The 23,176-nt window shown below is 65.4% G+C and carries 22 protein-coding genes, 1 tRNA gene and 1 pseudogene; 10 read left to right on the forward strand and 14 right to left on the reverse strand.

The genetic code is table 11. From position 1 onward, the window contains the following. Window positions 1-32: 32 nt before the first annotated feature. Together ACOOHB_RS07240 and ACOOHB_RS07245 are read right to left on the reverse strand one after the other, a co-directional pair. Entirely contained in the window at window positions 33-1,664 is a 1,632-nt protein-coding gene (locus ACOOHB_RS07240; protein WP_420444123.1) for an HNH endonuclease, read from the reverse strand. Between the two features lie 550 nt (window positions 1,665-2,214). Next, window positions 2,215-2,883 carry a hypothetical protein gene (locus ACOOHB_RS07245; RefSeq protein ID WP_420444124.1) on the reverse strand — a complete coding sequence of 223 codons (669 nt, stop codon included), beginning with the start codon at window positions 2,881-2,883 and terminating at the stop codon, window positions 2,215-2,217. Between the two features lie 625 nt (window positions 2,884-3,508). Between ACOOHB_RS07245 and ACOOHB_RS07250 the strand changes: the two genes are divergently transcribed. Beyond that, entirely contained in the window at window positions 3,509-5,008 is a 1,500-nt protein-coding gene (locus tag ACOOHB_RS07250) for a methylmalonyl-CoA mutase family protein (RefSeq protein WP_420444125.1), read from the forward strand. Further along, complete coding sequence (gene scpA / locus ACOOHB_RS07255; protein ID WP_420444126.1) at window positions 5,005-7,269, forward strand: methylmalonyl-CoA mutase; 2,265 nt, start codon at window positions 5,005-5,007, stop codon at window positions 7,267-7,269. The genes ACOOHB_RS07250 and scpA overlap by 4 nt, the downstream gene beginning before the upstream one ends. A gap of 49 nt (window positions 7,270-7,318) precedes the next feature. Here the strand turns inward: scpA and ACOOHB_RS07260 are convergent, their stop codons facing one another. Continuing rightward, entirely contained in the window at window positions 7,319-7,873 is a 555-nt protein-coding gene (locus ACOOHB_RS07260; RefSeq protein ID WP_420444127.1) for a hypothetical protein, read from the reverse strand. 56 nt (window positions 7,874-7,929) lie between these two features. Here ACOOHB_RS07260 and meaB point away from each other — a divergent pair, with 56 nt between their 5' ends. Continuing rightward, window positions 7,930-8,919 carry a methylmalonyl Co-A mutase-associated GTPase MeaB gene (gene meaB, locus ACOOHB_RS07265; protein ID WP_420444128.1) on the forward strand — a complete coding sequence of 330 codons (990 nt, stop codon included), beginning with the start codon at window positions 7,930-7,932 and terminating at the stop codon, window positions 8,917-8,919. A gap of 31 nt (window positions 8,920-8,950) precedes the next feature. Here meaB and ACOOHB_RS07270 read toward each other — a convergent pair whose 3' ends face one another. Both ACOOHB_RS07270 and ACOOHB_RS07275 read right to left on the reverse strand, forming a co-directional pair. Further along, a complete protein-coding gene (locus ACOOHB_RS07270) occupies window positions 8,951-9,910 on the reverse strand; it encodes a ribonucleotide-diphosphate reductase subunit beta (protein WP_420444680.1) in 960 nt (319 codons plus the stop codon). A gap of 186 nt (window positions 9,911-10,096) precedes the next feature. Next, window positions 10,097-12,505 (reverse strand): ribonucleoside-diphosphate reductase subunit alpha, encoded by a 2,409-nt coding sequence (locus ACOOHB_RS07275; protein ID WP_420444129.1) that lies wholly within the window; start codon window positions 12,503-12,505, stop codon window positions 10,097-10,099. A 265-nt stretch (window positions 12,506-12,770) separates the two neighbouring features. On the opposite strand from ACOOHB_RS07275, the gene ACOOHB_RS07280 reads away from it, so the two are divergent. Beyond that, entirely contained in the window at window positions 12,771-14,039 is a 1,269-nt protein-coding gene (locus tag ACOOHB_RS07280) for an NAD(P)/FAD-dependent oxidoreductase (RefSeq protein ID WP_420444130.1), read from the forward strand. A gap of 19 nt (window positions 14,040-14,058) precedes the next feature. On the opposite strand, the pseudogene ACOOHB_RS07285 reads toward ACOOHB_RS07280, so the two are convergent. From ACOOHB_RS07285 to ACOOHB_RS07310, 6 genes and pseudogenes are all read right to left on the reverse strand, one after another. After that, window positions 14,059-14,355 (reverse strand): annotated as a pseudogene (locus tag ACOOHB_RS07285) (DUF427 domain-containing protein). Between the two features lie 246 nt (window positions 14,356-14,601). After that, window positions 14,602-15,216, reverse strand: coding sequence for a DUF6642 family protein (locus ACOOHB_RS07290; RefSeq protein WP_420444131.1), 615 nt, complete (start codon window positions 15,214-15,216; stop codon window positions 14,602-14,604). A gap of 24 nt (window positions 15,217-15,240) precedes the next feature. Continuing rightward, window positions 15,241-15,318 (reverse strand) — tRNA-Pro (locus tag ACOOHB_RS07295). A gap of 75 nt (window positions 15,319-15,393) precedes the next feature. After that, a complete protein-coding gene (locus tag ACOOHB_RS07300) occupies window positions 15,394-15,627 on the reverse strand; it encodes a hypothetical protein (protein WP_420444132.1) in 234 nt (77 codons plus the stop codon). Continuing rightward, on the reverse strand, window positions 15,624-17,015 hold the full coding sequence (der, locus tag ACOOHB_RS07305) for a ribosome biogenesis GTPase Der (RefSeq protein ID WP_420444133.1): 1,392 nt from the start codon (window positions 17,013-17,015) through the stop codon (window positions 15,624-15,626). The genes ACOOHB_RS07300 and der overlap by 4 nt, the downstream gene beginning before the upstream one ends. Continuing rightward, the gene (locus ACOOHB_RS07310; RefSeq protein ID WP_420444134.1) at window positions 17,012-18,586 is read right to left on the reverse strand and encodes a DUF512 domain-containing protein; all 1,575 of its coding nucleotides are present in this window, start codon (window positions 18,584-18,586) and stop codon (window positions 17,012-17,014) included. The genes der and ACOOHB_RS07310 overlap by 4 nt, the downstream gene beginning before the upstream one ends. Before the next feature lie 92 nt (window positions 18,587-18,678). On the opposite strand from ACOOHB_RS07310, the gene ispH reads away from it, so the two are divergent. The 4 genes from ispH (at window position 18,679) to ACOOHB_RS07330 (ending at window position 20,755) form a co-directional block, all read left to right on the forward strand. Next, window positions 18,679-19,731 carry a 4-hydroxy-3-methylbut-2-enyl diphosphate reductase gene (ispH, locus tag ACOOHB_RS07315; protein WP_420444135.1) on the forward strand — a complete coding sequence of 351 codons (1,053 nt, stop codon included), beginning with the start codon at window positions 18,679-18,681 and terminating at the stop codon, window positions 19,729-19,731. A gap of 37 nt (window positions 19,732-19,768) precedes the next feature. Next, window positions 19,769-20,023 carry a hypothetical protein gene (locus ACOOHB_RS07320; RefSeq protein ID WP_420444136.1) on the forward strand — a complete coding sequence of 85 codons (255 nt, stop codon included), beginning with the start codon at window positions 19,769-19,771 and terminating at the stop codon, window positions 20,021-20,023. Beyond that, window positions 20,020-20,376: a hypothetical protein gene (locus ACOOHB_RS07325; RefSeq protein WP_420444137.1), complete on the forward strand. Its 357-nt coding sequence runs from the start codon at window positions 20,020-20,022 to the stop codon at window positions 20,374-20,376. The genes ACOOHB_RS07320 and ACOOHB_RS07325 overlap by 4 nt, the downstream gene beginning before the upstream one ends. 106 nt (window positions 20,377-20,482) lie before the next feature. After that, window positions 20,483-20,755 carry a type II toxin-antitoxin system Phd/YefM family antitoxin gene (locus ACOOHB_RS07330; RefSeq protein ID WP_420444138.1) on the forward strand — a complete coding sequence of 91 codons (273 nt, stop codon included), beginning with the start codon at window positions 20,483-20,485 and terminating at the stop codon, window positions 20,753-20,755. A 36-nt stretch (window positions 20,756-20,791) separates the two neighbouring features. Here ACOOHB_RS07330 and ACOOHB_RS07335 read toward each other — a convergent pair whose 3' ends face one another. Then, window positions 20,792-21,301, reverse strand: coding sequence for a hypothetical protein (locus ACOOHB_RS07335; protein WP_420444139.1), 510 nt, complete (start codon window positions 21,299-21,301; stop codon window positions 20,792-20,794). 167 nt (window positions 21,302-21,468) lie between these two features. Here ACOOHB_RS07335 and ACOOHB_RS07340 point away from each other — a divergent pair, with 167 nt between their 5' ends. Beyond that, on the forward strand, window positions 21,469-21,723 hold the full coding sequence (locus ACOOHB_RS07340; RefSeq protein WP_420444140.1) for a hypothetical protein: 255 nt from the start codon (window positions 21,469-21,471) through the stop codon (window positions 21,721-21,723). Between the two features lie 82 nt (window positions 21,724-21,805). On the opposite strand, the gene ACOOHB_RS07345 is transcribed toward ACOOHB_RS07340, so the two are convergent. Beyond that, window positions 21,806-22,054, reverse strand: coding sequence for a hypothetical protein (locus ACOOHB_RS07345; protein WP_420444141.1), 249 nt, complete (start codon window positions 22,052-22,054; stop codon window positions 21,806-21,808). Window positions 22,055-22,170: 116 nt separating this feature from the next. After that, a complete protein-coding gene (locus ACOOHB_RS07350; RefSeq protein WP_420444142.1) occupies window positions 22,171-22,791 on the reverse strand; it encodes a hypothetical protein in 621 nt (206 codons plus the stop codon). An 85-nt stretch (window positions 22,792-22,876) separates the two neighbouring features. Between ACOOHB_RS07350 and ACOOHB_RS07355 the strand changes: the two genes are divergently transcribed. Then, window positions 22,877-23,119, forward strand: a complete 243-nt coding sequence (locus ACOOHB_RS07355) for a type II toxin-antitoxin system RelE family toxin (protein WP_420444143.1) — start codon at window positions 22,877-22,879, stop codon at window positions 23,117-23,119. Window positions 23,120-23,176 lie beyond the last annotated feature (57 nt).

Genomic DNA, 23,176 nt, shown 5'->3' on the forward strand with positions numbered 1-23,176 from the left:
GTCATGCAGCATGTAAACCGTCGGGAGTGCGGCTATGGGCTGCGGGAGGTGGCGGGTGCTCGGGCGGGCGGCCCGGCGCCTTCGGGTTCAGGTGGCTGCAGGCGTGGTTTGCCTTCGGGTTCGGGTTGTCGCAGGCGGGGCCGTCCGTGGGGTGGGGTTTCGATGGGGGTGTGGTGCTGGTGGAGGCCGCTGTGGCAGTCGAAGCACAGCGATGCGAGGTTCGGTATCTCGGTGGGGCCGCCGTTCTCGAAGTAGTCGATGTGGTGGGCCTCGGTGCGCTCCGGGGTGAGGTCGCAGCCGATGCAGCCCTGGTCGCGCATTGCGAGGATGAGCCGCTGGGCGTCGTTGGCGTTGCGGGTGCGTCCCAATGCCAGCTCGGACCAGTCCGACTTGAACACTGCGGGCAGCACGTTGGCGTCGAGCGCATGGTCGGCGAGCATCTTGGCCGAGATAGGCGTGCCGTCATCGAGGCGAGGGTTGACGAGCCGGTCGTTGACGATGTCGTAGTCCGCGATGATCACCAAGCTCGTCTTGGCCCGACGGATGTTGGTTGTGCCGGCGATGAGGTCGCTGATCGCGTCGGCGGTGAGCTGCGCCCTCGTCGGAACAACCACAGCACCGCTGTCGGTGTCGGCGTTCGAGTCATCGTGACCCGCCGTCGTGCCGTTGAGGGCGTCGTCGTTATCGGCGCCGTCGTTATTCTCGGCGCGGCGCCGCAGCGACCGCACCATGGCCTGCAAAGCGATGTTGACCTGGCGTCCGGCGATGAAGTCGAACTTGCCGTTGAGATGCCACATGCCGTCGTCGCCCAGCTTCATCGACCCCCAACGCTGCGCACGTTGCTGTGCGAGCTCGGCGTCGATCGGGCTGAGATTCTCGGCGGCGGCCTCGGCTTCGAGATCCGCGAACACCTGCAGGCTCTGGTACGCCAGCGGGTGACGGGCCACGGTGTCGGAGGGATAGGCCCGGCACAACTCGATGAACTCTGCCTCGCTGCGACGATGCTTCTTGGGAGCCTCCCGGGCGATCACCTTCGCATGAGACAACCCGATCTCACCGGCCTGCAACGCGTCGAGCGTCGCTGTCATGCCCCCGGTGACCAGGCTTTCGGCCAGACGGGCTTCGGTGCGGGCTTGCGACGCGTTCAGACGCGTCTGATCACGCAAGATGTACGCAGCGGACTGCGCCCCGTTGCGCGACGCCAATTCTCCCACCGCGGCCAGATAGCGGCCTTCGATGCGTGCGCGCTCGCCAGCCAGCTCGACCACGAGATCTTTCAGATCGCCGTAACCCAACGAACCCAGGTCCTCGTTCTCGACGCAGCCGGCTGGGGACCCGGCCTCAGTGGCGCAGCCGGCGTCCGACCGCGAACCAGCCCGTTCGGCCGCATCGCCTGGCGACTCGCTCACGACGGCCGCCACCCCGCTCCTGTCGCTGCGCAGCAAGCTGTTCCCCAGCGAATCATTCCGCGCGGCCAAAGGATCCGCCATGTCGCCAGCACCGTCCGGCGCCCTGGTCGCATCGGCGCAGCCGTAATGCGAGTCGTCGAAGCGCCAAATGGCCGCCGGATTCGGCCACGCCAACTCGGCACCTGCAGCGTCGAACCCGGCCTCGGAAGGTTCCGAGCCGTCGGCGTCGAGCCGGTACAACAGGTCGGCGAACATGACAATAGCATACACATGTACCACACCAATCACACGCAAAAACAGCCACGAGTTTAGGGATATACCTGCACCGTATATGCGAGATATAGATCTTCCGTCTTTCCTGTCGATTACCGCCTCAAAACATCGATTCCGTTGCGCAATAACCACGCCACGCTCAAAAACATGGAACGGACCGATCAGGGACCGGAATACCGATCATCTCCTTTCGGCGCGGGCAGGGTTGACTGGGCCACTCGTCGCTTGATTCCTGAAGTCCTTTCTCTCGAGTTGTTTAGTTGCCTTGAGTTCCGAATATTGATCGCAATCCTGGCACCGTCAAATCGCAACGTCTGCACGGGAAAACCCAGATAGTGACCATGCGTGCACTATTGAACGATGTCGACGCTAACGCAAGATAGGCGAGAACTCGCGGCCAAGATGACTGGATCTCAACGCCTTGCTATAACAAAGGTCTCATGATTCGGCATGCGCAGTATTGAGCTACCACCCCTCCCCTCTTTGTGGGGGAGGGGTGGTGCTCAAGAGCGTACCCCGATGAGTGTCAGCGCTACTCGTAGAGGTCGGGATGATAACATTTTTGACTGGTATTACCCAGAGTCCAACCTTCTGGACAGGCTAAGCTACTCACTAAAGCCCAGTACTCATCGTAGCTGTATCCTTGACACAGCCCTCTTTCAAGAGAAAACTCACAGCCAAGAAAGTCACTTTTCAGCTGCACCAGCATGTCGCATTTGTTTGCGTCACCTTCGCGGCAATCTTTAAAGAGGGCTCTAGCCTCTTCTCTATAAGCTAGAAAAGCCTGATTTGGTTGTACAGGGTCTGGAATTCCTTCTTGGGAGCCTTCGACACGCGTTTCCTCCCCTTCGGATTCTTCCGCCTCGGTCTCTTCAACGGTGGGCTCAGCTGCGGTGCTGGTGCCGGCGGCGGCGTCACCGCTGGCGCGTCGTCCGACGAGCTGCGCCGTGGCCCAACGGGTTTCGCCGCCAAGGCGTGTCATGTCACGACCTTCGATCTTTGCGGTGGGAACCGCAGCGATGCCGCCGAGAACGAACCCGCCATCGGCTGCGGCGTTGAGCCGTGCCCGCTGGCTGGCTGGCATCGCGCCGTCGCGGGGCCCCGCGAGGATCAGACAATCCGTGCCCACCACCCCAGCGAGCGTCACGGCGCTGTAGATGTCGGACTGAGCAGCCGCATCAGAGCCGACCACGATCGGCATATCACCAGCGCAGTCCGACTCGGTCCACGGCTCGGCACCGCCGAGAAATGCACCCCCGCTTTGGGCGCCTGCCGCGGCGGGCAGCACCAAGGGGGCCGCAAGCACCACGGCCAACAGCGCAGAAACCCAACGCCCGCCACGAACACGCCTCGACAAACTCCCTACTGGACCGCTCGATGACAATACTCCGCACATTGAAACCAGCCGCTCATGTATTCACGCGGCCAGGCCATGGGGCTGCATTGGAACGTCTGCCGCAGCGCCACCAGATGAGATACTCCGCTGACTGCTTGCTGAAACTCGCCGAAATCGTCGATGCGCACATGCAAGACCACTGGTCAGCACGCCGATCGCTGTCGCCAGTGGTCGCTACGAATTCCACGGCAACGCCACCTGCCACACGAGCCGTCTGATTCACCTTCGGGAGGACGCACAGCCGGCCTGCGCCGACGCTTGCGAACTTGGCTTGGCCCGAGGCTCAAGAGCTGAGCGCGTGGGTGAGCTTGGGCGACTTGATTCCCCGTGGGTCTGGGATTCCGTGGCGCTGCCGGTCGCCGACCCGCGCGGGTCCTTACCCGACGCTCACACCACAGTCGCCACTGGAGCCACCGCTACCCTGCGATCCGTGCCCACGTCGCACAAGCCCCCGTTGCTCGCCGATCCCGGCTTCGCTCACGTCTCCGAAGACGACTGGGAATCGGCCGCCGAAGGTGCGCTGCGCGGGGCGCTGCTTTCGTCGCTGCACTCGGCGCTGCTCGGGGGCATCGAAACCGCCCCGCTCTACTCGCCGCACCGGTACAGCACCGAGGGTGATCCGGCGGGAGTTCCCGGTGCGGCGCCGTACACCCGCGGGGCTGCTGCGACCAGCGGCTATGGCGGCTGGGAAGTGCGCCAGATCCACGACGTCACGCTGCCGGGCACACCCGACGCCATCGCCACCGACACGACATCAGGCGTGGATGCCGTCACCGTCGCCCGGGGCTGGGATGCTGAAGGTGACCGCGCCGCGCTCGCGGCTGGCATTGGCGATGCCGCCGGGGCCGGCGTGACGATCCATCTGCAGTCGGGCACCTCGCCTGCGCACGCGGCTGCGCTGCTGGACGTACTTGAGCAACACGGTGTCGACGCCGATCGCATGAAATCGTGGCTGGGTCTCGACCCGATCGCAGCCGTCGCCAGCGGCTGGTTCGGGGCCGATGCCGGCAACAGCACCGTGGTCGTGGCCGAGATGTGCGACGCAGCCCGCAGCGCCGCCGAATTCACCCAGCGCTCGCCCCAGGCCGTGCCTTTCGAAGCTGACGGCTCAGTCTTCGCCGACGCCGGCGCTTCGGATGCCACCGAGGTGGCTGCGATGCTGGCAACTGGGGTTGCGTGGCTGCGTGCGATCTGCGACAACCCCGACGGTCCGGGACTCGACCCGGGTGCGGGTGCCCGCCTGTTGGGCTTCACGCTGTCGGCAGGACCCGACCCGTTCTTGGTGACCGCCAAGTGCCGGGCACTGCGCATGTGCTGGACCCGGGTGCTGGGCACATGCGGCGTCGACGGCACAGGCGGAGAGGGGTTGCCGATGCACCTTCACGCCGTCACCTCGACGGCAATGCTGAGCGCCCTCGACCCGTGGGTGAACATGCTGCGCGCCACGACGGCAACCTTCGGCGCCGCGAACGGCGGTGTCGACGCCATCACAGTTCGCCCCTTCGACGCTGTCACCGCCGGGGCGGCGTCGAGCGGCCTGGGGTGGCGCGTCGCGGCCAACACGCAGCTGATCCTTCGCCACGAAAGCCGCATCGGATCGGTCATCGACCCCGCCGGGGGAAGCTGGTACCTCGAAGACCTCACGCGCAAGGTGGCGCACGCAGCCTGGGACCGATTCCGAGAGATCGAAGCGGCCGGCGGCATCAGCGCTGCGGTGGCGAGCGGCGAGTTGGATGCACTGATCGCTGACGAACGAGCGCAACGCGACGAACGCATCGCGGCGGGCGACCAGGTGCTTGTGGGCGTCACCGACTTCGTGGATTCGGCCGAAGCGAGCGCCCACGCTGGAGCGTCGGCAGCCACGCTCGACCTCGGACTGGGCGTACACCGCTGGGCAGCGCCCTACGAATCCGGATCGGCAGGGCCATGAGCGTCGTCGGGGACTTCTCGAACCTTGAGCTCGACGACGCCGAGCTCGCACAGCCGAGCAGCAACGGCGCGAGCCGCGCTGCGTGGGCGGAGCGATTCGCCTCCGAGAGCGGCCGTTCCCCCGCTCCCATTGCCACGCCAGAGGGCATCGACGTGGCGCCGCTGTACGTCGCTGCGGACATCGCCAGCCTGTACGACGGCGGCACGAACCCCGACCCGAACGGTCCGGTGGGGCGCACGTACCTCGACGGGTTTCCCGGCTTCGCCCCATACCTGCGCGGTCCGTACCCGACCATGTACACCAACCAGCCTTGGACGATCCGCCAGTACGCAGGCTTCTCCACCGCCGAGGACTCCAACGCGTTCTACCGGCGCAACCTCGCGGCCGGCCAACGTGGCCTGTCAGTGGCATTCGACCTCGCAACCCACCGGGGTTACGACTCCGACCATCCCCGGGTGGCTTCAGACGTCGGCATGGCCGGTGTGGCCATCGACTCGATTCTGGACATGCGCACGCTGTTCGACGGCATCCCGCTCGACCACATGAGCGTGTCAATGACCATGAACGGCGCCGTGCTGCCCATCCTGGCGCTCTATGTCGTGGCGGCCGAGGAGCAGGGTGTCGCCCCCGCGCAGCTCACCGGGACTATTCAGAACGACATTCTCAAGGAGTTCATGGTCCGCAACACTTACATCTACCCGCCCCAGCCCTCCATGCGGATCATCAGCGACATCTTCGAGTACACGTCAGCCGAGATGCCCCGCTACAACTCGATCTCGATCTCCGGCTACCACATGGGTGAAGCCGGGGCCACAGCCGATCTCGAGCTCGGCTACACGCTGGCGGACGGCCTCGAGTACCTGCGGTGCGGCATCGGCGCCGGCATGGGCATCGACGACTTCGCACCGCGTCTCAGCTTCTTCTGGGGCATCGGCATGGACTTCTTCATGGAAGTCGCCAAACTGCGGGCCGCCCGGCTGCTGTGGGCCAAGCTGGTGTCTGCCTTTGAGCCGGAGAACCCACGGTCGACCTCGCTGCGAACCCACTGCCAAACTTCAGGCTGGTCGCTCACGGCGCAGGATCCGTACAACAACGTCGTGCGGACGTGCATTGAGGCCATGGCCGCCGTCGACGGCCACACCCAGAGCCTGCACACCAATGCCTTCGACGAAGCCTTGGCGCTGCCAAGCGACTTCAGCGCCCGCATTGCCCGCAACACGCAACTGTTCCTGCAGCACGAAGCCGGCGCGACCCGGGTGATCGACCCCTGGGGCGGCAGCTACTACGTGGAGCGCCTCACCTCCGAGCTTGCGCAGCGGGCGGCAACACACATTGCCGAGGTGGAGCAGCTCGGCGGCATGGCCCGCGCCATCGAAGCCGGGATTCCCAAGATGCGCATCGAGGAGGCCGCCGCCCGCACGCAGGCACGCATCGAGGCGGGTCAGCGGACGGTCGTCGGGGTGAACCGCTACCGGTCCGAGCTCGACGCCGAGGTCGACATTCTGCGAATCGACAACGCCGAGGTGCGCGCCGCGCAGCTTGCAAAGCTGGACCGGCTGCGCGCGGGGCGTGATCCGGACGCGGTAACGCGCTCTCTGGATGCGCTGCGCGAGGTAGCGCGCACCGGAGAGGGAAATCTGCTGGCCGCATCCATCGACGCTGCGCGCTGCCATGCCACCGTGGGAGAGATCAGCGCGGCAATGGAAGACGCGTTCGGCAGGCACACTGCGCAGATCCGCACGATCAGCGGCGTGTACGGGAGCGAGATGGCTGGCAACGAATCTGGCCCCGACGGCACGAATCCGATGGCGGCCACGGTCAATGCGGTGCGCGCCCGTGCGGCCGCCTTCGGCGAGCGGACGGGGCGTCGGCCGCGCATCCTGATCGCCAAGATGGGCCAGGACGGTCACGACCGGGGGCAAAAGGTGGTGGCCACCGCGTACGCCGACCTCGGTTTCGACGTCGACATCGGCCCGCTGTTCAGCACACCTGCCGAGACAGCGCGCCAGGCCGTCGAAAACGATGTACACGTCGTGGGTGCCTCCTCGCTGGCGGCGGGGCATCTCACGCTGGTCCCCGAGCTCAGGGACGCGCTCACCGAGCTGGGCCGGCCCGACATCCTGGTCGTCGTCGGCGGCGTCATCCCACCGCAGGACTTCGATGCGCTGCGAGCTGCGGGTGCCGCAGCGATCTATCCGCCCGGCACGGTAATTGCCCACGCCGCAGCGGAAATGCTGGACCTGCTCGATTCCGCCGACTAGCTGATCTGGCCCTGCGTCGATTCATCGGCGCGAACCCACACAGCGCGGCTCAGCGGTGGCGGCCGCCGACGTTGCGGATCTTCTTCTTGGCCCGGGTACCACGGTATGCCGTGCTGGACGCCGAGCGGAGGCCGCGCGGCGCAGCGGCGAGCCGCGTGTCGGCATCGTCAAGTTGTCTGTAGTAGCGGCGGTGTACCCACAGCTTTTCCGAGCCCACGACGATCTGACCCCACCCTGAGCCCCGGATGCCGAATGGCTCGATGCGTTCGATGCGTTCGAGCAGCTCCACGGGTTTGGCCGGGCGCAGGGCCCGGGTGCGCATGACCACAATGTCCGCATCGGTGAGAGCCAGTAGTCGGTAGCGCGACATGCTGAGCACCGCTGCCGTGGCAAACACCGTTGTCGAGATCAGGCTGATCTGCACCCACGGCAAGTCCACCGTCAACACAATGCCCGCAAGCGCCACCACGCCGATCAGCAGCAGCGTGAACGGGTGCAGGCCGCCTTGTGCCGGCACGAGCGCGTGAACATGGTCGCCCTGGTGCAGGAACTCATCCGCGGGATGGGAACGGTCTGCGGTGCGGATGCGCTTCAGTAATCCCACCGTGACATTCTGCCCGAATACCGAACGGACCCCTGCACCCCGATACCTTGCACACAGTGGCGGCCACCGCAGCTCTTTCAGAACTTGCCTCCGGAGTGCGCGCCTGCGACCGTGCCGCCATCGGCCGGGCCATCACGCTCGTCGAGTCCCAGCGGCCCGCTGACGCTCAGCCGGCGCAGGACCTGCTCCATGAATTGCTGCCCCACAGCGGCGGTGCGCATCGCGTGGGCATCACCGGTGTTCCAGGAGTCGGCAAGAGCGCGCTCATCGAGACGCTCGGCACGAAGCTCACTGGGCGCGGGCACCGCGTTGCCGTTCTCGCAGTCGACCCGACCTCGGCACTGCACGGCGGTTCCATCCTCGGTGACAAGACCCGAATGACTGCGCTTGCGAACGATCCGGCAGCCTTCGTTCGGCCGTCGCCGACTGCGGGTCAGCTGGGCGGCGTGACTCGCGTGACCCGCGAGACCGTCCTCGTGCTCGAGGCCGCTGGTTTCGACGTCGTGCTTGTAGAGACGGTGGGCGTCGGCCAGTCAGAGACCGCCGTGGCCGACATGGTCGATTTCTTTGTCGTGCTCATGCTGGCGGGTGCCGGCGACGACCTCCAGGGGATCAAGAAGGGCATTCTCGAGATCGCCGATCTCATCGCGGTCAACAAGGCCGACGGGGACAACGTCGGGCGCGCCGGCGCAGCAGCACGTGACTACGAGTTGGCGTTGCACATGACTCAGCCGGCCTCGCCCACATGGACTCCCCCGGTGATCACATGCTCAGGATTGGCTGGCGACGGCCTGGACACCCTGTGGGAACACGTGCTCGAACATCGCCGGCTGATGTCGGATTCCGGCGAGCTGGCAGCGCGCCGCGCCGACCAGCGAGTGCGCTGGATGCGGGCGATGCTGACCGAGCGCATGCGATCCCAACTCGCAGCGAGCGTGCACGACCTGCTTGCCGACCTCGAAACACAGGTGCGGTCCGACCAGCTGACGCCGGCTGCCGCCGTTGATCAGCTGATGGCGGCCTTCGACGCCTCGAAAGACGCGTAGCTCAGAAGCTCTCGTCGAAGGCGAGCTTTACTCAGAAATCGGCGTCGAAGGCGACTTCGCCCTCGACGCCGATTTGGTAGCTGGCGACGGTGCGCTCGAAGAAGTTCGTCAGCTCTTGTACGTCCTGCAGCTCCATGAACGAGAAGGGGTTCTTCGAGCCGTAGTGCTTGGCAAGGCCGAGCTGGGTGAGGCGCTGGTCAGCGACGAATTCCAGGTACGCACGAGTGTCGGTCACCGACATGCCTGCCACGCCACCGGACAGCACGTCGTGCGCGAATCGCGTCTCGACATCGACCGCCTCGGTGACCATCTGCCGAATCCGTTCAGCCAGATCCGCGTCGAATAACTCGGGTTCTTCGGCCCGGATCGTGCGCACGACCTCGAAAGCGAAGTTCATGTGCGCCGACTCGTCCCGGAACACCCAGTTCGTGCCGGCCGCCAAGCCGTTCAGCAGCCCCTTCGATCGCAGGAAATAGACGTAGGCAAAGGCAGCGAAGAAGAACAGCCCTTCGATGCAGGCTGCGAAGCAGATGAGGTTGAGCACGAACGCCTTGCGGTGCTCGACCGTCGTGAGTCGATCGACCGACCAAACGCTGTCCATCCAGCGAAAGCAGAACTCGGCCTTCGCGGCGATCGAGGGAATGTTCTCGATGGCCGCAAATGCCGCTGCCCGTTCAGAGATGTCAGGGATGTAGTGGTCCAGCAGCGTCAGGTAGAACTGCACGTGCAGCGCTTCCTCGTACAGCTGCCGGCTCAGGTACATCCGAGCCTCAGGGCTGTTGATGTGCTGATACAGGTTCAGCACCAGATTGTTCGCGACGATCGAGTCGCCGGTTGCGAAGAACGCCACGAGCCGGTTGATGAGATGCCGCTCGGCCGGAGCCAGCTTCCGGTTGAGATCGACGATGTCGTCGGAGAAGTCGATCTCCTCAACTGTCCAGGTGTTGCGGATGGCATCGCGGTACATGTCGAAGAACTGCGGGTACCGCATCGGACGCAGCGTCAGCTCGAAACCGGGGTCCAAGATGTTGCCCTGCCGTAGAGCAGGTTCGGCGGCCGGGACGGGTTGGGGTACGGCTTGTGGACTCGGCTCGGGCCCGAATTCGGGCTCTGGCTGGACGAGTGCCATGAGGATCCTCTGCTCTCCCTAGTGGGCCTCTTGTCGATCAGGGACTGCTCAGTCGCAGGCTTCGCATGTCTCGGGGTTCTCCAGGGAGCACGCGACTGCCTCAGCGGCAGCTGCCGCTTCGGGCATGGCAGCGACTGTCGCATCAGGCTGCGACGCGGTGTCGGTAGTGGTCTGATTGATGCGGGTGGCCGGCCGCGAGCGCAGGTAGTAGGTGGTCTTGAGACCCGACTTCCACGCGTGCATGTACATCGACGAGAGCTTCCCGATGTTCGGGCTCTCCATGAACAGGTTCAACGACTGGCTCTGGTCGACGAAGGCGCCGCGTTCTGCGGCCATGTCGATGAGCGACCGCTGGGGCAGCTCCCATGCGGTCCGGTACACCGAACGCACCTCGGCGGGAATCTCCGCGATGTCCTGGACTGAGCCCTCGGCCATCTTGATCCGGTTCGCCATGGCCTCGTTCCACAGGCCGAGCGCCTGAAGCTCGCGCACGAGATAGCGGTTGAGCTGCATGAACTCGCCCGAGAGCGTCTCGCGCTTGAACAGGTTCGACACCTGCGGCTCGATGCACTCGTAGCAGCCGGAGATGGCGGCGATGGTGGCTGTCGGTGCAATGGCCATGAGCAGCGAGTTGCGCAGGCCGTGCTGGCCGATTCGCTCGCGCAGCTCGGCCCAGCGCGGCGGATCTTTGGGTTCGACGCCCCACAGGTCGAACTGCAGCTCTCCTGCAGCGGCCCGGGTCTCGCTGAACGCCGCATGCGGACCGTGCTGACGGGCCAGCTCGCAACTTGACCAGACCGCCCAGTAGTAGATCTCCTCGGCGATTCGGGCCGACACTTCGGAGGCCTCTGGCGAGTCGAAGGCGAGGTTGAGCTGGAAGAACACGTCCTGGAGGCCCATGATGCCGAGCCCGATCGGGCGCCAGCGTTCGTTGGAACGGGCTGCTTCGGGCGTCGGGTAGTAGTTGATGTCGATGACACGGTCCAAGAACGGCACCGCATTCCGCACGACCTCACCCAGCGCGGGGTAGTCGACGGCTCCGTCGCGTACGAACTTGGCGAGGTTGACCGAGCCCAGGTTGCAGACTGCGGTCTCGGCGCTGCTGGTGACCTCGAGGATCTCCGTGCACAGATTCGACAGGTGGATGACGTTGCCCGCCTGGCCGGTCTGGTTGGACTTGGCGTTCGAGGCGTCCTTGAAGGTCATCCAGCCATTGCCGGTCTGCGCCAGCGTGCGCATCATGCGGGTGTAGAGCTGCCTGGCAGACACCTGCTCCTCGTAGAGACTCTCGGATTCGGCTTCCCGGTACGCCTCGGTGAACTCGTCGCCGTAGAGGTCGGTGAGGTGCGGGACGCGCTTGGGGTCGAACAGCGACCACTGCCAGTCGTTCTCGACCCGGCGCATGAACTCGTCAGGGACCCAATTGGCGAGGTTGAGGTTGTGGGCGCGACGGGCGTGGTCGCCGGTGGAGTCCTTCAGCTCCAGAAACTCCTCGATGTCGGCATGCCAAGTCTCGAGGTAGACGCATGCGGCGCCCTTGCGCCGGCCGCCCTGATTCACCGCCGCCACTGACGAATCGAGCGTCTTGAGCCACGGCACAATGCCGTTGGACAGGCCATTGGTCCCGCTGATCAGCGAGCCGCGCGAACGCACCCGGTGCCAGCCCACCCCGATCCCGCCGGCGAACTTGGACAGCTTGGCGATGTCGGTGTAGCGACTGTAGATGCCCTCAAGGGAGTCTTCGGGGCTGTCGAGCAGGTAGCACGACGACATCTGCGGGTGAGTAGTGCCCGAGTTGAACAATGTGGGCGACGACGGCATGTACCGCAAACTGGAGATCAGCTCGTAGAACGAGATGGCCTCCTCCGCGTTGCGGGACAAGCCGCAGGCGACTCGCAGCAGGAAGTACTGCGGCGTCTCGACCACCATGCGCCGCTGCGGGTGCCGCAGTAAGTACCGGTCGTAGACGGTGCGCAGTCCGAAGAATTCGAAGTCGCCATTGCGCTCCGGCACGACCGCGTCGTTGAGCTTGCGAGCGTTTGCGCCGACGAACGCCACCACGTCGGGGTGAATGAGCCCGCATTCGCCGCCGAGATCGATGGCCTGGCTGAACGAGTAGATGTTCTGGTTCTGGACTTCCTTGTCGATGTAGGTGGCCAGCAGCCGGGCAGCCAGCTTCGAGTAGTTCGGCTCCTCGGAGATCAGCGCTGCGGCCGTGCGAATCGACAGCTCGTCGAGTTCGGTGGTCGTAGCGCCGTCATGCAGGCCGGAGATGGTCCGGGTGGCGACACGCATGGGGTCGACGCCGGCCAGCTCGGTTGCGCATCGCTCGACGGCGCGCACAATCTTGTTGACATCGACGGCCTGCATCGAACCGTCCCGCTTCTGCACGCGCATTCCGGGCGAATCTGCGTCCTGCCGCTGTGTTTCAGTCGCCGAAGCCTCGGTGACGCTCATGTTGCCCAGCCCCTTCGCAGGCCGTCGCTCGGATATGCCGAGCGGACCGCCTAGACCTCGATCTCCTCACTTCTCGCAACCTCAGCTCGGCGTGTTCCAACGGAGTGTCGCTCGGTTGAATCACATGACTGTAGTTACAGAGATGTAAGTGACATTTATAGCGCACGAGTCAAGCGGCGTCTCCCTCGTCGTCGAACTCCTAGTTCCAGGGCCGCAAATGCGGGCACAGTGCTGACGCGATCGCGCGAGATGCCACACTTCCCGTGTGTCACCTGATGAGAACCGGCCCGAGCGCATCGTGGTCGTGGGAGCGTCCCTCGCGGGTGCCCGGGCCGTGCACAGCATTCGGGCAGCCGGCCATGACGGGGCGCTGACGCTCATCGGCGCCGAGCCTCATCTGCCCTATGACCGGCCTCCCCTGTCGAAGGAGTTCCTGACCGGCGAGCAGGAGGCTCCCCAGCTCATGCTGGACGCCGACGGCGCCTACGACGAACTCGATGTGGAGGTGATGCTTGATACCGCGGCAGTGGGGCTCGACCTGCAGGCTCGCACCGTTGCAGTCGCCCCAACTTCGAACGGAGCTGCCGGCGGCGCGAGCCGTGACACAGTGCCATTCGATGCGCTGGTGATCGCTACAGGCGCAGCAGCCCGGCCGTTGCCCCGAACCGAGGGCATCGAAGGCGTCCACACGCTGCGGACCCTCGACGACTCGGCTGCCATCCGTGAAGGTCTCGTCGCCGGGGCGCGCGTTGCGGTCGTGGGCGGCGGCTTCATCGGATCCGAGGTTGCTGCATCGGCGAAGGCTCGCGGCTGTGAGGTGACGGTCATCGAAGCGGCCTCGGCCCCGCTGGTGCGCGGGCTGGGCGCGGACATGGGCACGCGGGTCGGCGCGCTGCACGGCCAGAACGGCGTGGAGTTGCGGCTCGGCATCGGTGTCTCCAGCGTGTTGGGCAAAGACCGAGTCGAGGCGGTTGCCATGGCCGACGGCAGCCGGATCGAAGCCGACCTCGTCGTCGTGGGCATCGGCGTCGTCCCGAACACGGCATGGCTGAAAGGCTCAGGCCTGCAAATTGACAATGGCGTGGTGTGCGACGCCACACTGTGCTGCGGTCCGCCGGGTGTCTACGCCGTGGGTGACGTCGCCCGGGCTCCGAATGGGTGGTTCGGCCCGTGGTATGGCGAGGCGCCCATTCGAGTCGAGCACTGGACAGCAGCGGTCGAACATGGCATGGCGGTCGGGCGCAACTTGGTAGTCCCCGACGAGGCGCAGCCGTACAACTCAGTGCCCTTCGTATGGTCCGACCAGTACGACGCCCGTATCCAGGTCGCCGGACACCCCGACGCCGACGATGACGTCGAGGTGCTGGTCGGGTCCGCGTCGCACCGTTCGTTCTTGGCCGGCTACCGGCGCGACGGCCGCCTGAGCGCTGTCATGGCACTCGATGCGATCAGGCCGTTCGTGCGATTCCGCCGCCTACTGGCCAGCCACCCCACCTGGGACGAAGCACTCGAACTAGCCGCCACGCTGAGCTGAGTGTCCTCCGGGCCGGCGCTCAGGAAATGGTCTGGGAAACCTCGTCGCGCTCGGCGTAGAAGCTCATCATCCCGGCGATCCCGGACATCTCAGGGATGGGATCGGGATACGACCACACGACATCGCTGTAACTCTGACCGTTGACTGCTACTGACCAGTAGCTGGCATCGCCCTTCCACGGTCAATGGGTCGATGTGCCGGACCGGCTGAACAGGCCCATCTGCACGTCCGAAGCGGGCAGGTAGTGGCGCGGCGGCAACCGCCCCTCCGTGAGCACCACAGCCGAGGTGGATTCCGCCACAACCACGCCATCCACCCGGACGGTCAACCGACCCGGCTCTCATCTGCTTTCCTCCTCGAGGATTCGACACCGCCCCGGCTACGCATCCATCTCGGGCCGGTTTCGAGGATCCCCACGCTCAGAGCGTTAGCGGATAGGCGGCGTGCCCGACAGCCCGCCGTGCTGCTCATCGTTGCTTCTCCTTCACGCCGTTCGCGCTTCCATCTTGGCAGACCGACTCTTGGTGGTGGACGGGTTGAGAAGATCAGACTGCAGTTGCGGTCAGCGGATGATCTTGAGGCCGAGCAGGTCGCATAGATAGGGATGCTGGCTGCGCAGACGGCCTTCGACGTTCGCAATCTTGACGTCATTGCTCAGCGCCTGCAGCAGCAAGAGCTCGAACGCCGGAAGCTCCAGACTGCCTCCTACCCGCTTGAGAAACCCGATCACTGCGCTCGCACCGGTGCGTTCACGGAAGCGTCGCAATGCCGCGTCGTCGGTGCCCATGATCTCGCACGAGCTGAAGTAGATGATGCGGTCACCGGCTCGACCGTCAATGACCTCGGCCAGTTCGTCCAGGGTCACCTTGGTCGAACCGCTCAGCCACAGCTCGCCGGGCTTGCCGTGGAACCCGAAATGGCCCACCTGGTAGTCCCGGTAGCGCTGCTGGGTCCACTTGCGCACGTAGTAGTAGAGCTCGCCTGCTCTTCCGATGTCCCTGCGGATGAACTTCAGCCCGCTGAGCTCACGCACGGTATACAGCAGCGAAGCCACGCCGAATTGCTGGCGGAGATCGGCGTCAGAGTCGTCGCCCTCGAATGCGAACACGCCGGTGGCCAATCGCCGCGTCGCCCCCACAGTGGGAGTGACCGCCGTTGCTGCAGCATCCTTCGCCATGAACGACCTAGGTCAGTCTGAGTGTGGTCGGGCTGAGAGGATTTGAACCTCCGACCCCTGGTCCCCCAGACCAGTGCGCTAACCAGACTGCGCCACAGCCCGTGTAGGCGAGCACGATACCGCCTCATTCGCGCTGCGAGCCGCCGATGGATTCTCCGATCCGACCGGCCCGAACGCTCAGCCGATCGCGCCGCCGATCCACCCGATGAGCCACACGACGCCCTCGATGGCCCGCCAGCCCAGATACACCGTTGCCATAACGACGACGAGCCAGAAATGCCACGGGGCGCCGCTGCGCCGCTGCGCTCGACGGTCGTCGCGGCCGTGAGGCCGTCGTTCCGGGTGGGCCACATCGGCCGCCTGCGGGCGACGGTTCAGCCGTTGCGCGCTGGATGGCGCACGGTGCTTCATCGTCGTCGCACTCGCAGCCTCAGAGGTGTCTTGGCCAGGCCCAGCGCCTCCCTCAAGCGACGCTCGAGATAACGCAGGTAGGTTGCCGGCAGTTCACGGTTGGCGAAGAGTGTGAACGTCGGTGGCTGCGTGGCGACCTGTGTGGCATACAGCACCCGTGCCCCGCCGGGGGCTGGCTGGGCGGATTGCGCCAGCTGGATGATCTCGTTCACCCTGGCCGTCGGCGCTCTCGATTCATACGCCTCCATGGCAGCCTCGATTGCGGGCACCAGCCGGTGCACGCCCCGACCCGTGAGCGCGCTGATGCGCAGCACCGGCGCTTCGCCCACGAAGTGCAGGCGACGCGCCAATTCCCCGAGCACGCCTTCACGGTGCTCGGCGTCCAGCGTCTCCCACTTGTTGATCAGCACAACTATCGGGCAACCGGCGCCGTCGATGCGCTCAGCAAGCCGCTGGTCCTGCGCCGTCACGCCTTCAGTGGCATCAATGACCAGCAATGTCACGTCGCAGGCGTCGATGGCACGCAGCGCCCGCAGGTTGGCGTAGTACTCGGTGTCCGCGTCGACCCGGGCCTTGCGCCGCATGCCCGCGGTGTCCACGAACCGCACGGGCCCGGCCTCGGTTTCCACGAGGGTGTCGATGGTGTCGCGGGTCGTGCCGGGCCGGTCGTGCACCACAGACCGTTCGTCGCCGATGAGCCGGTTGAACAAGGTCGACTTGCCCACATTGGGGCGGCCCACGATCACTACCGCCGGCACCTTGTCTTGGGCGTCTTGGTCATCTTGGCCGGACTCATCTTGGGCGGTCGGGTCTTCGTCTTGCGATGCCTCATTGCCGCGGTTGAGCAACTGACCGTCGTCGTGGTCAAGGCTTGCATCGGCTTCATCCACGTCGAGCAGTTCCAGCAGCTGATCGAGCAGGTCGCCGACGTTGCGGCCGTGCAACGCGGACGTCGCCCACGCCTCGCCGAGGCCCAAGCGGTTGAACTCCCATCGCCCGTCGTCACGGGTGCCGCTGTCGGCCTTGTTGGCAACGACCAGGGTCGGCCGACCGCTGCGGCGCAGCATGGCTGCGATGCGGGCATCAGCCTCGGTGATGCCGACGGTCACGTCGACCAGCAGCAGCAGCACGTCGGCGTCGGCCATCGCTCGCTCGCTCTGCGCCGACACCTTGTCGTCGAGTGTGTTGCCGGCAGCGGACCAACCGCCGGTGTCCACCACCAGGAACTTGTGCCCGCGCCATGCGGCGGGGGCCATCTTGCGATCGCGAGTCACACCCGGCTCGGGCGCCACCACGGCCTCGCGTCGCCCGACCAGCCGGTTGAACAGGGTGGACTTGCCCACGTTGGGCCGCCCCACGATCCCCACCACGGGCAGACCCTCGTTCATCGGGCTGCTCCCGCTGGGTGAGGCACAGCCTCGTTGCCCGACGCCCGTGCAAGCTCGGATCGCACCGCAGCATCGAGCAGCTGCCGCAGAGCGGTGCCGTTCGTCGGGACGATCTCGACGGGCTGGGGCAGCTCTTCGGTCGTCCTGCCATCGATGAACTTGCCGCCCGACAGGCACACGTCTGCCAACAAATAACGATTCCCCTGCGGTTCGCCGGCCAGCGTTGTCGCGACGTCGGCACCAGCGAGCAGTCCTGTCACGCCGATGTTGCCGCCGAAGAACTGGTTGGAGACCTCGATGATGCGCACGTCAGGCACGCCGGACCCATCGCGGGCAGCCGCGTCTGTGCGCCACGCAGCCACCAGCGGTTCGAGCACAGCAGCGCCGTAGGTGCCGGTGAGGATGCCGATCGCCCGGTCGACGTCGGGCCGGGCTCGCCGCGTCCGCCGTGACACCGGCACATCCACCCACACCGAGCCGAGGCTGAGCGGCAAACCGTCGGCGTCCACCTCGCCGCTGCGGTTGGCACCGTGCCCCGGCACCCGGACCGCCCGGTAGCCCTCCGCCGGCGCTCCGTCGACCCATGAGAAGAAGCCGGCAGCTGGCGCGCGAAGCTGTGGCGCCCCGTTGCCGTCGTCGGGTGCATCCGGTGCTGAGGCCCTGAACTCCTGCTCGAAGGCTCGCGCCATGCCGATGCCGTCCTCGTGCATCGGGAATTCGCCATAGGTCGATGCGTCCGGGAAGGGCCGCTCAGCGAGCAGGTAGTACTCATCGGCGGCGAACACCAAGCGCCGCCCCAGCACGTCTCCGAAACGCCGCTGCCACTCTTCGCACAGATCGATCACTGACGCTGCCTCGGCTGCGGTGTGCGGCCGCATCGCTGGCTCCCGCTGGTGGGAACTCACACCCAGCGGAACTACCGCCAATGTTGCGAGCGACGAGAACCGGTCCAGAACGCCCAGCAGCGTGTCCGCCAGCACTGCGCCGTCGTTCACACCCGGGCACACCACCACTTGGCCGTGCACTTCGATGCCGCCATCCAGCAAGGCGCCCAGCCATCGCAGGCTCGTCGCTCCGCGCGGGTTTCGCAGCATCCGAGACCGCACGTCGGGGTCGGTGGCGTGGATGGATACGTACAGCGGTGACAGGCGCTCGTCGATCACCCGCTCGAGATCCAGCTCGGTGAAGCGAGTCAGCGTTGTGAAGTTCCCGTAGAGAAACGACAGCCGATAGTCGTCGTCCTTGAGATAGAGGCTTCGGCGCAGCCCCGGCGGCAACTGGTAGATGAAGCAGAACTCGCAATGGTTGTCGCACGTCTGGACCCGGTCGAAGATCGCGGCGTTCACCTCGGCGCCCAACCGAACCCCGGCGTCCTTGCTGACATTGAGTTGGACCGCGCTGCCGGCTCGCACGACTTCGAGGCAGGGATCGGCTTCGTCAAGCAGCAGCTGCCAGGCGATCACGTCGGTCGGCACGACGCCGTCGATCGAAACCACCTCGTCGCCCACAGCCAATCCGGCAACCTCGGCCGCCGAGCCGGGCTCCACCGCCACAACAACCGGCCGGGACATGGGTTCAGGATAGGAAGCTGTCGCCGCTCACCCTGCTGGTTCGGCCCAATTGCCACACTGTGTTGCTGCACTGGGTCGGTAGCGTCGTCGTCGTGGCAGTCGACCGGGTGCTTCTGGCCGCGCCTCGCGGCTTCTGCGCCGGCGTGGAGATGGCCATCAAGGCGCTCGCCTGGATGGTCCGAACGTTCGCACCGCCCGTGTACTGCTACCACGAGATAGTGCACAACCGCTTAGTGGTCGATCGCTTCGAACGGCTTGGGGTGGTGTTCGTCGATGACGTGGCCGAAGTGCCCGCTGGCCGGCCGCTGATGCTGTCGGCTCACGGCTCGGCGCCCGAGGTCGTCGACGAGGCTCGCCAGCGGGGCGGCTACGTGGTCGATGCCATCTGCCCGCTGGTCACCAAGGTGCACCACGAGGTGCGCGTGCGTGCTGGGAAGGGCTACCGAGTCGTGTACGTGGGCCACGAGGGTCACGACGAGGCAGTGGGGACCATGGCGGTGGCGCCCGCCTCGATCTCACTGGTGTCCGAGCCGGCCGACGTGGACGCTCTTGACGACTTCGATGGACCCGTGGCCGTGCTGGCCCAGACGACGCTCAGCCACCGTGACTGGTCAGAGGTTGCCGAGGCCGCCAAGGCTCGCTTCGGTGACGTGTGGATGCCGGGCCGCTCGGACCTGTGTTTTGCGACCACCAACCGCCAGGGCGCGCTGGCGAAGATTGCCGGAACCTGCGACGCCGTTGTGGTCATCGGCTCGGCGAATTCCTCGAACACCATGGCCCTCGCCAAGGTGGCCGCGGAGTCGGGCTGCGATCGGGTACTTCGGGTGAACGCTGCCGCCGAGCTACCCGACGACCTGTTCGGCTCGGTGGGAGTCACTGCGGGGGCCTCCGCGCCGGAGGAGCTCGTTGAAGCCGTCATCGCGAGACTTGCCCCTGCCGAAGGCACCACCGAGGTGACCATCACCGACGAAGACGAGTACTTCCCGCCGCCACGAGAGCTGCGAGACCTGCTGGGTGCCATGGAGATCGCCGTGCATGCCAGCCTCGCTGTGGCACCAGCCGCACGCGTCAGTGCCGCCGACCGAACGACAGCTGCGAGTGATGTGCTCGCCTCGCTCGCTGCGACATCGATCGACACGAAATGACGGCTCACGGAGACAGCGCCTCATGTATGCTTGTTGTATGCCTGACGTTGCCTTCGACAAGCCACGACGCAAGGCCATGTTCCTGGGGCCAGAGGCACTGCGCGACCTCAGGTCGACTGCCGCTCGACGCCGCACTGAACGCGAGGCGGTGGAAGAAGGGCTTCGGCTCTTGGCAGCGAGGGACGCTCAATTCGACGCCATATACGAATTCGTCGAGTGGGCCATCACCGAGTGGGGAGAACCGACCGAGGCGGAGACAGCCCGCGCTGAGGAGATCTGGTCGAATCGGTGATCCTCGATGCCGGCGCGTTCATCGCGCTCGACAACCCTGCGAAAAGACGAGTCGTCCTGGCGCTGGTCCGCCAGATGCAAGCCGACGGAGTTGTTCCGGCGACGAATGATGCCGCTCTGGCCCAAGCATGGCGCGATCCTGCCAGGCAGGTGCCGTTGGCGATGCTGGTCAAGGCGATGGACGTGTACCCCTTCGGAGACCCTCGCGTCGTCGGTCAGCGTTGTGCCCAGACCGGCACGAGCGATGTCGTCGACGCCAGCCTTGCCGTGCTTGCCGACCAACTCGGCGTCAAGGTCCTCACCACTGACGCCGCCGATATGCGCAGGCTCGGCGTCGACGCAGCAGAGCTCTGAGCGACACCGAACTCCCGCTCAATCTGGGGAATGCGAGCCACACGGAAGACATCGGTCGGCTGAGATCTTGCTGCACAATCTGTACAGAATGCTGCACGCTTTCCCTGTGTCATCGCGGCTCGAACCCGTCCCATCGACGGCAGCATTGACCGACGTTCGCAGCAGCCTCAGCGAGATCGTCGATGAAATCAACCGCACCGGCACACAGTGCGTCATCACCAAGCACGGACGTCCCGTAGCCGTGATCGTTACCCGTGACGAGTACGAGTCACTTGCCGAGACTCTGCACATACCGGGCGACGACGACACGATGGCCGCGATTGCGCACGGCGAAGCCGAATTCGCAGCGGGTGAATTCGTTCGACTCGACGAGATCTAGCGGCACAGTCCATCGGGGCAGCGCCCGTGCCTAGGCCTACCAACAGGGTCGCCATAAGTCAGGCCGGGGCAAACCGCACTTGTCCTTGTCCGCCGGAACCACGGCCGTCCGGGCAACGAGGTCGTGAAATCCTTGGCCCTTGCGATGGAGCATGATCGACAACAGGAGCACTAGCGACGGAAGTAAGCAACAACCGGCGAGCCAGTCTGGTGGCAATCCACTACTGCCTCTAGACAAGAGTGCTTCAGCGATGCTGAATGCGATGCCCGCCGGAAGTGCAACGACGGCTCCGAGAATCACTGCTCGCAAAATGGACTGCCACCAAGCCGGCTGTGAGATCGGGTGAATTTGCAGTCCCTTCGCATTGACGATGCGAACTCCTCGACAGAACATCCCGTCGGCGAATCTGATCCGGGTCAGCGCAATCTGCCAGAAGGCCGAGACGGTGAGCGTAACAAGCCCGACGCTCCACCAGTCGCGCACGCGGCAGTCGAGCAACAGCAGCAAAGCCGGCACAGCAATCCCCGGAATCATGAGGTGGTTCACGGCGATCCGGAGTCGATTCGATGGCAGGACAGGTGCCTCGGGCGCGTTCAGCAGGCTGCGAAGCGAACGAATCGCAATAAACCAGAACATCGAGGCGACGGCGGAACCGACTGCTAAGTACCGTATGGAGTCGCGAATGCTCTCAGCAATTCCGCTTCGATGGACCCGTGGCCGTGCTGGCCCAGACGACGCTCAGCCACCGTGACCGGTCAGATGTGGCCGATGCGGCACAGGCGCGATTCGGTGATGTTTGGATGCCGGGCCGCTCGGACCTCTGCTTCGCCACCACCAACCTGCTGGGCGCGATGGAGACCGCAGTGCACGCAAGCCTCGCTGTCGCGCCAGAAGCTCGCATCGCCGCAGCCGACCGCACCACCGCAGCCAGCAACGTGCTGGCCACGCTGGCCGCAACGGTCGCTTGACAACTCACGACGAGTCGTCGCAAAGACTGCCGTTGACGCGATAAAGATGCCCGAGATTGGACTGCTGGTCGGATTAAGGGGGCTAGCTGTTGGAACCGGCTGAGCGCCGTCTGGCGATGAGCATGATGCAGCTAGCCGCAAGCATGGGAATCCCAGCCGCCCACGCCACCGGAAGCCAAGCCGCATTCGCGTCGTCGACTCCGGCCGTGGCCACGAAAAAAACCGCCATTGCGACCGCCCCATTCCCTGCAAAGACCGCCGCGTCGCCAGCACCGCCGTAGCGGCGCAGCAGCCAGCACAGCACCGCGACGCCAGCGAAGGGGGCAGCCATCCAGGGTGCACCCCAACCGAACACCCCAGCGCGGGCATGCGCGACCAATTGAACCATCACCGACGCATACAGCACAGCGGGCGCCACGCGTGCCCGACGAGCGGGCGGCGCTGCTGTCAACGACAACCGGGTCTGCTGCACGACGGCTGAGACCGCGGCCGTGTCTCAGGAGTTGACGGTTGCGACGGTTGCGGCGATGGCGTCGGCTCGATGTGCGCTACCGTCGCCGTACCGACAGCAACAACAGCTGCGGCGATCACCAGGCCACAAGCGGGCGCACCAACGCCGGATCCACACGCCGAGATCGCGGCGATGACGGCAACAACCACAGCCGCACATGCAATGAACTGTGCCCAGCTTCCGCACGGGTCAGCGATCACGGGGTAGGCGTGGCCGATGTGGTTTATTGTCTGCACCAGTGTGGTGCCCTCCACGGCGAAGCTAGTCGACACTGAGGCGCCCTCAGCGTCTTGGGCCCAAGGTGCTGCCCATCCCCCGGCCGGGTTCACGCTTGCGTCGTAGATCGTCACAGATCCATTCGATTGCACTTCGGCCGTGTGTCCACTGGGCACAGCCCCTTGGAAACGGAACTCGGTGGGATCGTCGGCGTCGTCGATGATCAACACCGCCAAAAACGCTTCGCCATCGTTGAGTGTCGCTGTCACTGTGGACACGGTGCCGGAACCGTCGACGGCGGCGAGCCCGTGAGGAGCATCGCTGCCAGGCAGCGACACCATGACCGCCATCGCTGTCGGCGAAGAGGACTTCGCGGCAGGCGAATTCGTTCGACTCGACGAGATTTAGCGCAGCATGATCTGAGCCGTGCCAGAGTTGTCTCGCAGTGCAGCGAAGTCGCTTCGAGGGCTGCCAGAGCTACAGCGCAAACGGGCCATCGAGATCACCAGTCGACTCGACCAAGACCCAGCCCTCGGCAGGAAACTGCAAGGTCAACTGCGCGTCTTCCGCTCCGCTCGTATGGGCCGCAGCCACCGGGTTATCTACAGAGTCTCGTCGGGCATTATCCGGGTCACCGCCATCTCCCCCCGCAAGGACGCGTACCGCTGAGGCTCACCGGTCTCAGACCAGCCCTGGCAACTCAGTTCTCGGGCAGTGTGTCGCAGC

Origin of the sequence: Candidatus Poriferisodalis sp., assembly GCF_965215815.1 — a bacterium.
GTDB lineage: Bacteria > Actinomycetota > Acidimicrobiia > Acidimicrobiales > Poriferisodalaceae > Poriferisodalis.

What these genes read in the sequence shown, in the direction of transcription:
- ACOOHB_RS07240 (WP_420444123.1), bottom strand. Translation starts at nt 1,664, where the DNA reads ATGTTCGCCGACCTGTTGTACCGGCTCGACGCCGACGGCTCGGAACCT.
- ACOOHB_RS07245 (WP_420444124.1), bottom strand. Translation starts at nt 2,883, where the DNA reads ATGCCGATCGTGGTCGGCTCTGATGCGGCTGCTCAGTCCGACATCTAC.
- scpA (WP_420444126.1), top strand. Translation starts at nt 5,005, where the DNA reads ATGAGCGTCGTCGGGGACTTCTCGAACCTTGAGCTCGACGACGCCGAG.
- ACOOHB_RS07270 (WP_420444680.1), bottom strand. Translation starts at nt 9,910, where the DNA reads ATGCGGTACCCGCAGTTCTTCGACATGTACCGCGATGCCATCCGCAAC.
- ACOOHB_RS07275 (WP_420444129.1), bottom strand. Translation starts at nt 12,505, where the DNA reads ATGAGCGTCACCGAGGCTTCGGCGACTGAAACACAGCGGCAGGACGCA.
- ACOOHB_RS07290 (WP_420444131.1), bottom strand. Translation starts at nt 15,216, where the DNA reads ATGGCGAAGGATGCTGCAGCAACGGCGGTCACTCCCACTGTGGGGGCG.
- ACOOHB_RS07300 (WP_420444132.1), bottom strand. Translation starts at nt 15,627, where the DNA reads ATGAAGCACCGTGCGCCATCCAGCGCGCAACGGCTGAACCGTCGCCCG.
- der (WP_420444133.1), bottom strand. Translation starts at nt 17,015, where the DNA reads ATGAACGAGGGTCTGCCCGTGGTGGGGATCGTGGGGCGGCCCAACGTG.
- ACOOHB_RS07310 (WP_420444134.1), bottom strand. Translation starts at nt 18,586, where the DNA reads ATGTCCCGGCCGGTTGTTGTGGCGGTGGAGCCCGGCTCGGCGGCCGAG.
- ACOOHB_RS07320 (WP_420444136.1), top strand. Translation starts at nt 19,769, where the DNA reads ATGCCTGACGTTGCCTTCGACAAGCCACGACGCAAGGCCATGTTCCTG.
- ACOOHB_RS07345 (WP_420444141.1), bottom strand. Translation starts at nt 22,054, where the DNA reads ATGGCTGCCCCCTTCGCTGGCGTCGCGGTGCTGTGCTGGCTGCTGCGC.
- ACOOHB_RS07350 (WP_420444142.1), bottom strand. Translation starts at nt 22,791, where the DNA reads ATGGTGTCGCTGCCTGGCAGCGATGCTCCTCACGGGCTCGCCGCCGTC.